The organism is Ruegeria sp. BHSA118, assembly GCF_059613405.1.
In genome coordinates, this window is sequence record NZ_JBXWSM010000122.1 from 1 (window position 1) to 4,791 (window position 4,791).

The following is a 4,791-nucleotide window of genomic DNA, read 5'->3' on the forward strand; positions in this document are numbered from 1 at the left end:
CGCCCCTCTGAAGTCCCCCACTTCAAGCGAGAACCTAGCATGGCAGCGGGCGTGAGTCTGCAAAAACCAAATTAATTTGTGATTTTGAGCAGGGTTAATCCCCTTTTTGATGCATTCACAGGCTTGAATTTCCAAATCCACTCGACAGGACAAATGAACGACAGGCCTCCGAGATTTCCCGGAATCGCGACCTTTCCCGCACATAAAGATACACCTCGCGCCTGTCCGGCAAATCCGAAATCGGACGAAAGGCGACTGCGTCCGGAATGAACTGCGCGACGGTCTGCGGCAGGACCGTGATCCACTGGCCTGCCCTGACAGTCGTGATCAGGGAATGCGTGTTGTGGATGGTAACCTCGGCCCTGTCCAGAATCTCTCGGAAAGGCGCGGACTCGATAAAGTCACACAGGGCGTTTCGCACGAAAGGCTGAGCCACCAGATCGGAAATGGCTGGCGGTTCGGCCCGAGTCATCAGCGGATGATCGGATGCTGCAACCAAACCAAAGCGGTCCTGAAACAGAGGCTCTGCACTGACCCCGTTCAGCGGAAAGTGACCGGACGCTATGCCGATATCAGACGTGTCCCCGGCGACCGCATCCAGAACCTGCTGCGAATCTCCGTCTCGCAGCTCGATCTTCAGGCCGGGAAAGCGAGACGTCATATGATCCAGCAGGGCAGGAAAGACCAACGCCCCCACTGACGGCACGGATACGATGCGGATCAACCCGTGCTCGGCCTGTGCCGCCAGTTCAATATTCTGAACAGCCTGGTCAAAATCCCGCACCTGTTTGAGCGCAAGATCGAGAACTTGCTGACCCAGCGGCGACAGGTGGTTTTTCCGTTCGCCTTCAAACAGTTTCTTTCCAAGATGCTCTTCGAATTGTTTCAACATCATTGAGACCGCGGATTGCGTGCGGCCCAGACGGCTGGCAGCTTCGGCAAGGTTTCCGGTTTGGGCCACGGTGCAAAAGCACCGCAGCATTTCTATTTTGACGGCCATGCTTCAATCTTTCTGAAGTTTTCTAAAGTTATTTGAGTTTGACTGATGTCACCAGCAAGTTCCATTCTTTCGCAAACTGAAATTTGCGAATTTGGGGCCTGACGTGACCAAACTGAATCTGATTGCCGGCGAATGGCTGGCTGGCGAAAGCGAAATCGAAAACCGCAACCCATCGGATCTGACCGATCTGGTCGGCATGTTCACACAAGCCAGCGCCGACCAGCTTGAGGCGACCCTGGATCAGGCGCGCGTCGCGCAGGTGGAATGGGCTGCCTACGGGTTGGAGCGCAAGCAGGCCGTGCTGAACGCCATCGGCAACGAGTTGATGGCCCGCGCCGAAGAGCTGGGTACTTTGCTGAGCCGTGAAGAAGGAAAACCGTTGGCCGAAGGCAAGGGTGAGGTTTACCGCGCCGGTCAGTTCTTCACGTATTACGCCGCCGAGTGTCTGCGCCAGATCGGTGAAAACGCCGATTCCGTGCGCCCCGATATCGAAGTGGATGTGCGCCGCGAGGCTGTTGGCGTGGTTGCCATCATCAGCCCGTGGAACTTCCCTACCGCGACGGCCTCGTGGAAGATCGCCCCGGCGCTTTGCTATGGCAACGCGGTTGTGTGGAAGCCCGCCAACATCACCCCAGCCTCGGCTGTGGCCCTGACCGAAATCATCGCGCGGCAAGACATCCCGAAAGGTCTGTTCAGCCTGGTGATGGGCTCGGGCCGTTCGGTCGGGCAACGTCTGGTGGAAAGCCCCAAGGTCAATGCGATTTCCTTCACCGGATCGGTGCCCGTGGGCAAAGGCATCGCCGCTGCGGCGATCCAGAACCTGACCAAAGTGCAGATGGAAATGGGATCCAAAAACGCGCTGGCCGTGATGGACGACGCCGATCTGGATCTGGCGGTAGCGCTGGCGCTGGGCGGCGCATTTGGTGGCACCGGTCAGAAATGCACGGCCTCGTCGCGGCTTGTGGTTCATGCGGGCATCCACGATGCCTTTGTCGAGAAACTGGTGGCAGGCGCGCAGGCGATGAAGGTCGGCCACGCGTTGGAAGAAGGGGTTCAGATGGGCCCCGTCGTCAGCCAGCAGCAGTTGGCCGAGAACCTCGACTATGTCGACCTGGGCAAATCCGAAGGGGCCGAGCTGGCCTGTGGCGGTCAGCGCCTTGAGATGCCCCATGACGGGTTCTACATGTCGCCGGGCGTGTTCCTGAACACCACCAACGACATGCGCATCAACCGCGAGGAAATGTTCGCGCCGCTGACATCTGTCATCAAGGTCGGCAGCTATGACGAGGCGCTGAGTGTGGTCAACGACACCAATTTCGGCCTGACCTCGGGCATCGTGACCAAATCGCTGGCCCGCGCCACCCATTTCCGCCGCAACGCGCGCACCGGTGTTGTGACGGTTAACCTGCCCACCGCTGGCACCGATTACCACGTGCCTTTCGGTGGCCGGGGCGACAGCTCGTATGGTCCACGCGAACAGGGTAAGGCAGCGGCTGAATTCTACACGACAGTCAAAACCGCCTATGTCAGCGCAGGCCCCGTCTGATGCGGATCGACGGCCTGCAATATGCCAACTGGTCGGAACAGATCTTCCGCCAATTGCGCGAAGGGGGCGTGGACGCGATCCACGTCACCATCGCATATCATGAGAATTTCCGCGAAACGGTTCTAAACTTCGAGAAATGGAACCGTTGGTTCGAGCAATATCCGGATCTGATCATGAAAGGCCGGTGGGCCAGCGATATCGACACGGCCCGTGAAACAGGCCGGACTGCCGTGTTTTTCGGGTTTCAGAACCCTTCGCCCATTGAAGACGATATCGGGCTGGTTGAAATCCTGCACGATCTGGGCGCGCGGTTCATGCAACTGACCTACAACAACCAATCCCTGCTGGCGACCGGTTGCTACGAGGCCGAAGACACCGGCATCACCCGCATGGGCAAGCAGGTCATCAAAGAGATGAACCGCGTGGGCCTTGTGGTCGACATGAGCCATTCGGCGGACCGTTCCACGATCGAGGCGGCTGAAATCTCGGACCGTCCCATCGCGATTACACACGCAAATCCGCACGAATGGTCCCCGGCCCTGCGCAACAAGCGGGATGACGTCATCCGCGCGGTAACGGAAAAAGGTGGGATGCTGGGCTTTTCGGTCTACCCTCACCACCTGAAGGACAAGTCCGATTGCACGCTGGAAAGCTTTTGCGAAATGATCGCCAGCACAGCCGACAAATACGGGGCCGAACATCTGGGGATCGGCACTGACTTGTGTCAGGATCAGCCCGACAGCGTCGTGGAATGGATGCGTGTGGGGCGTTGGACAAAAGAAATCGACTATGGCGAAGGCTCGGCCTCTGCCCCGGGGTTTCCACCAATGCCGGGCTGGTTTCAGGACAACCGAGACTTTGGCAACATCGAAAAAGGGTTACGCGCGACCGGCCTGAACGATGACGAAGTGGCCGGGATCATGGGCAGGAACTGGTATCGGTTCTTTGCCGAAAACTTCGTCCCACAAAGGTAACCAAATGGAACCTCACGCGCAGACAGAGATCGCCAGACGTGACCCATCCATGGTCATGCGGCTGTCACGTTTGGGATCGTTGCACCAATGCCGGCTCAGCTTTATGCGGCAGCTGACGCGTCGCATGGCCGAAGAAAACTGGCGCTTTTCGCGCCCCGCGTTCGAAATTGACGACAAAGGTGTCGGCCATGCGGTCTATACCGCGCAAGGCCCCGATCGGGCCTATTCGCTGGTCGCCTTTGCCCATGACCTGCCACCCGATCAACGATCCGACCGGGTGATTGCCGAGGCCTGGGATGCCACCTTCACCTTGTTTGACGGCATTCCAACGTCAGAGGATATCGACCGTCTGTCGCAGAATGTTCCGTTGCAAGAAGCCGGACGCGTCAGCGAAGCCGAACTGTCCCTGTCGCGGGCGAACCGTTCCGTGCGGCTTTGGGCTCATGTGGTGGATCAGCTTGCTGCGGGGCGGCAACCCGACCTCGAACAGATCTACAAGGTCGGCTACCTGATGCGGACCACAGCCGTTTATGGGTCGGGCAAATTTGGCGCAGCAGATCGTGAAAAGACAGCCGGTCGGGCCGAAGTCAGCGGTCCGTTCCAGATCGAGATGCTGTCGGTCTATCTGACCCGCGCCTTTGTGCGCGATCTGGTACAGCACATGGCGCGGGTCAAAGGCCAAGACCAGACCGCAGAGCTTGATCCAGGCATCGCGCGCTGGCTGGGCATCGGGAATTCGACCGGCCTGGGTATGGCTCCGTTCATCGTCAATCATCCGGTACTGTTCAACAACTGGATCATGGTGCGCGAGGAGGCGATCTCGCGCGTTCGGTCCATTAATGCGGCTTCGGCGGATGAGGCACGTGTCTTTTGCGATGTCTTTGCACGCTGCAAACAGTCAATCGCCTGGTGGCGATCTGAACACCCGGTGCAGATGGAAAAGCTGGCGGCGCTGAATTCGGATCTGCAAGAAATCGAAAAATACCTGGCCAAGGATGACCTGACACAGGATCACCCCTGGAACCGTCTGATCCTTTGGTCCGAAACCGCGCTGACCGAAGAAGGTCAGGAGCTGCTGGCCTCTTTGATCCTTGAACCTTACGGAGCACTTGTTGACGGGCTTGCCATCTGCATGGCAGACACCGACGCCTCTGCACAGGTGATTGATGGGACCATGCCGGTATCAGCGGTGCGTGCGTTGATCCGGAACAGCTTTGACTGGGCTTTGAACCTTGATTGGGCCGCCGCCGAAAACTGCGCGCGGGCCTGGT

The 4,791-nt window shown here is 58.5% G+C and carries 4 protein-coding genes; 3 read left to right on the forward strand and 1 reads right to left on the reverse strand.

Features of this window, described 5'->3' with window-relative positions; genetic code table 11:
- Positions 1 to 115 precede the first annotated feature (115 nt).
- Positions 116 to 1,000: a LysR family transcriptional regulator gene (locus AC2FNN_RS21025; protein ID WP_496760408.1), complete on the reverse strand. Its 885-nt coding sequence runs from the start codon at positions 998 to 1,000 to the stop codon at positions 116 to 118.
- A gap of 103 nt (positions 1,001 to 1,103) precedes the next feature.
- Here AC2FNN_RS21025 and AC2FNN_RS21030 point away from each other — a divergent pair, with 103 nt between their 5' ends.
- The 3 genes from AC2FNN_RS21030 to AC2FNN_RS21040 form a co-directional block, all read left to right on the forward strand.
- Positions 1,104 to 2,546 carry an aldehyde dehydrogenase family protein gene (locus tag AC2FNN_RS21030; RefSeq protein WP_496760409.1) on the forward strand — a complete coding sequence of 481 codons (1,443 nt, stop codon included), beginning with the start codon at positions 1,104 to 1,106 and terminating at the stop codon, positions 2,544 to 2,546.
- Complete coding sequence (locus AC2FNN_RS21035; protein WP_496760411.1) at positions 2,546 to 3,520, forward strand: membrane dipeptidase; 975 nt, start codon at positions 2,546 to 2,548, stop codon at positions 3,518 to 3,520. Before AC2FNN_RS21030 ends, AC2FNN_RS21035 begins: the two co-directional genes overlap by 1 nt.
- 4 nt (positions 3,521 to 3,524) lie before the next feature.
- The coding region (locus AC2FNN_RS21040) for a hypothetical protein (protein ID WP_496760412.1) at positions 3,525 to 4,791 on the forward strand (1,267 nt) is incomplete at its 3' end.

Bases quoted from the DNA above. Each gene is read 5' to 3' on its own strand.
- AC2FNN_RS21025 (WP_496760408.1), bottom strand. From the start codon at position 1,000: ATGGCCGTCAAAATAGAAATGCTGCGGTGCTTTTGCACCGTGGCCCAA.
- AC2FNN_RS21035 (WP_496760411.1), top strand. From the start codon at position 2,546: ATGCGGATCGACGGCCTGCAATATGCCAACTGGTCGGAACAGATCTTC.